The sequence below is a fragment of the Thomasclavelia sp. genome (assembly GCF_017889095.1).
Lineage (GTDB): Bacteria > Bacillota_I > Bacilli_A > Erysipelotrichales > Coprobacillaceae > Thomasclavelia.
The window spans coordinates 1-2,531 of sequence record NZ_JAGHEW010000028.1 but is presented as its reverse complement, the minus strand read 5'-3'; the positions used below and the strand labels follow the sequence as shown (position 1 = coordinate 2,531).

Sequence of the window (2,531 nt, the reverse complement as noted above, 5' to 3'; positions counted from 1 at the left end):
CTAGTGATTGTATTGCTTGTGGTCAATGTGAACAAGTTTGTCCACAACATTTATCAATTATTGAATATCTTCAAGATGTGGCAAAAAGATTTGAATAAGCAATTAGAGAGTAGAATTTTTCTACTCTTTTTTGATGAAAGTTATTAAAGTAAAGTTTAGATAATTATGATTGATTTATTGTTAAATAGTAATAAAGATATGATTAAGTGTCTTTTTATACATTTATTTGTTTGGATAATCATAAGATTATGTAGGTGATTTGATGAAAAGAACATATCTAATTATTTTGGTGACAGTTTTTGTTTATATATTAATAGAGGCTGTGATGATAAAAAATAGCATTCCTGCAAGCAAAGAACTTACTTTAAAAGATGTATCGGTAGTTATCGACCCAGGACATGGTGGGATTAATTAGTTCCCATAAAGATCGAAGCGCTTTTGAAATTATTCAAGAGTGCTTTTTGCATTAAAATAGAATCTTGGCATATATTTTTTACGAGGTGAAATGATGAAAGGGCAAGAGATAGAATGTGTAAGTATTTATCGTAATCATGATTTGAAAAAAAGAGTACAAGAATTTAATAGAATCTTAATAAATTTGTTTGAAAAACAGATAATTGGTGATGATGAATTGGATTTTATTTTTGGTTGCAAGGGGGATGAAGATGAATAAAGCGGCTATTTATGTTCGATTGTCACAAGAAGATGATAATAAAAGTAGTGTCCATGAAGATAGCCAAAGTATCATCAATCAAAAACTAATGTTACTAGATTATTGTAAAGAAAAAAGTTGGGAAGTTTATGATATTTATAATGATGATGATTATAAAGGTTCTGATCGAAATCGTCCGGCATTTAATCGATTATTACAAGATGCTAGGGAAAAGAAATTTGATATTGTGTTATGTAAAAGTCAATCGCGATTTACTCGAGAACTGGAAATTGTTGAAAAGTATTTACATGGATTGTTTCCGCTTTGGGGGATTCGTTTTATTAGTTTGATTGATAATGCAGATACTTTTAATAAGGGTAATAAAAAAGCACGGCAGATTAATGGTTTGATCAATGAGTGGTATTTAGAAGATATGTCAGATAATATTAAAGAAACTTTTAAAACAAAATGCATTAATGGTAAACATATTGGTTCGTTTGCCTGTTATGGCTATTTAAAAGATCCTAAGATCAAAGGTCATTTGATTATTGATGAAACTGCGGCTAAAGTAGTACGAACTATTTTTAATTTATATTTAAAGGGCTTGGGTCAATTGAAAATTGCTCAATATTTAAATGAAAATAAAATCCCTAATCCAACTACCTATAAGCAGTTAATGGGATTGAATTATAAAAATAGAAATATTTATCATAGCTGGTCAGCTAGTTCGGTGCGGATGATTTTAATTAATGAAATGTATATTGGTAATATGGTCCAACATCGTAAGACTAGTGTATCGTATAAAAGTAAGAAACAAAAAAGAGTCGCTAAAGATGAATGGATTATTAAAGAAAATACTCATGATGCAATTATTGATCGTAATCAATGGGATGAAGTACAAAGTTTATTACATTTAAAAAGAAGATCAAATAGTCAAGGGGTAAAAAATAAATATGCTGGTAAATTAAGATGTAAAGAATGTGGAAGTATATTAGTAAGTAATACATGGAATCAGGAACGTTACTTTCGGTGTCGGTTAAGATTGCAGGATAAAAGTGCTTGTCAAGGAACGGTCATAAAAGAAAAGGTATTAGATAAAGTGGTGGAAAATAAGTTTAGAGAGCTAAAAGATTTAGTAAATTATGATTATTTAATTACAAATATTCTTGAAAAGAAAATTTTAAAAGAGAAAAATGAGTTAGAAAAATTGAAAGAAGTTAATCGCCAAAAGATAAATAGAATCGAAGGTATAATAAAAAAGTTATCGGATGATTTAGTTAATGGAATTGTAAGTGAAAAAATGTATTTAGAATTAATAAAAGATTTTAAGGGGAAACTGGAAAAAAGTGAACAGGAAAATAAAGAGATTGAAGATCGATTGAAAAATGTTAAGCAAGAAGGAGAGTATAAAAAAGTAATTGATAGTATTTTTGATGTAAAGATGATAAAAAATATCGCAGTATATTTTATTGAACGAATAGAAATAAGAAGTGCAAAAAATAAAAGAATAAAGATATATTGGAAGATATAGTCAAAAAAGCAAAAAAAAGTAAAAAAAGGTATTTACAAAAGGGAGGGGATGTGGTAAATTAGATGAGCACTCGAAAGAGAGGGCTCCGTTAAAGAGGGGGGCCGAGAAAAAAGTCAAAAAAAGAGTTGACACAAAAGAGAAAAGAGTGTAAGATAAACGGGTCGGCAGAAAAGCCGGCAGAGGACACTGAAAACTGAACAGAATCAACAGAAGAGAACACCCAACGTCAGTATCCAAAGAGGATAGAAAAAGAAGAAGAAAAGAAAAAAGAGCCGAAACAGACAGAGAGTCTGCTGGAAGATAAAGACAGCGGAGAGTTTGATCCTGGCTCAGGATGAACGCTGGCGG

General features: G+C 30.0%; 3 protein-coding genes. All 3 read left to right on the top strand.

Translation table 11 applies throughout. The features are described from left to right. A partial coding sequence (locus J7M77_RS01265; protein WP_296875196.1) for a 4Fe-4S binding protein occupies nt 1-98 on the top strand: 98 nt, incomplete at its 5' end. A gap of 410 nt (nt 99-508) precedes the next feature. Then, nucleotides 509-673 (top strand): hypothetical protein, encoded by a 165-nt coding sequence (locus J7M77_RS01260; RefSeq protein WP_296875194.1) that lies wholly within the window; start codon nt 509-511, stop codon nt 671-673. Further along, nucleotides 666-2,183 (top strand): recombinase family protein, encoded by a 1,518-nt coding sequence (locus J7M77_RS01255; RefSeq protein ID WP_296875192.1) that lies wholly within the window; start codon nt 666-668, stop codon nt 2,181-2,183. Before J7M77_RS01260 ends, J7M77_RS01255 begins: the two co-directional genes overlap by 8 nt. The last annotated feature ends 348 nt before the right edge of the window (nt 2,184-2,531 follow it).

Excerpts from the sequence above, each read along its gene's own strand:
- J7M77_RS01260 (WP_296875194.1), top strand. The coding sequence starts at position 509 with ATGAAAGGGCAAGAGATAGAATGTGTAAGTATTTATCGTAATCATGAT.
- J7M77_RS01255 (WP_296875192.1), top strand. The coding sequence starts at position 666 with ATGAATAAAGCGGCTATTTATGTTCGATTGTCACAAGAAGATGATAAT.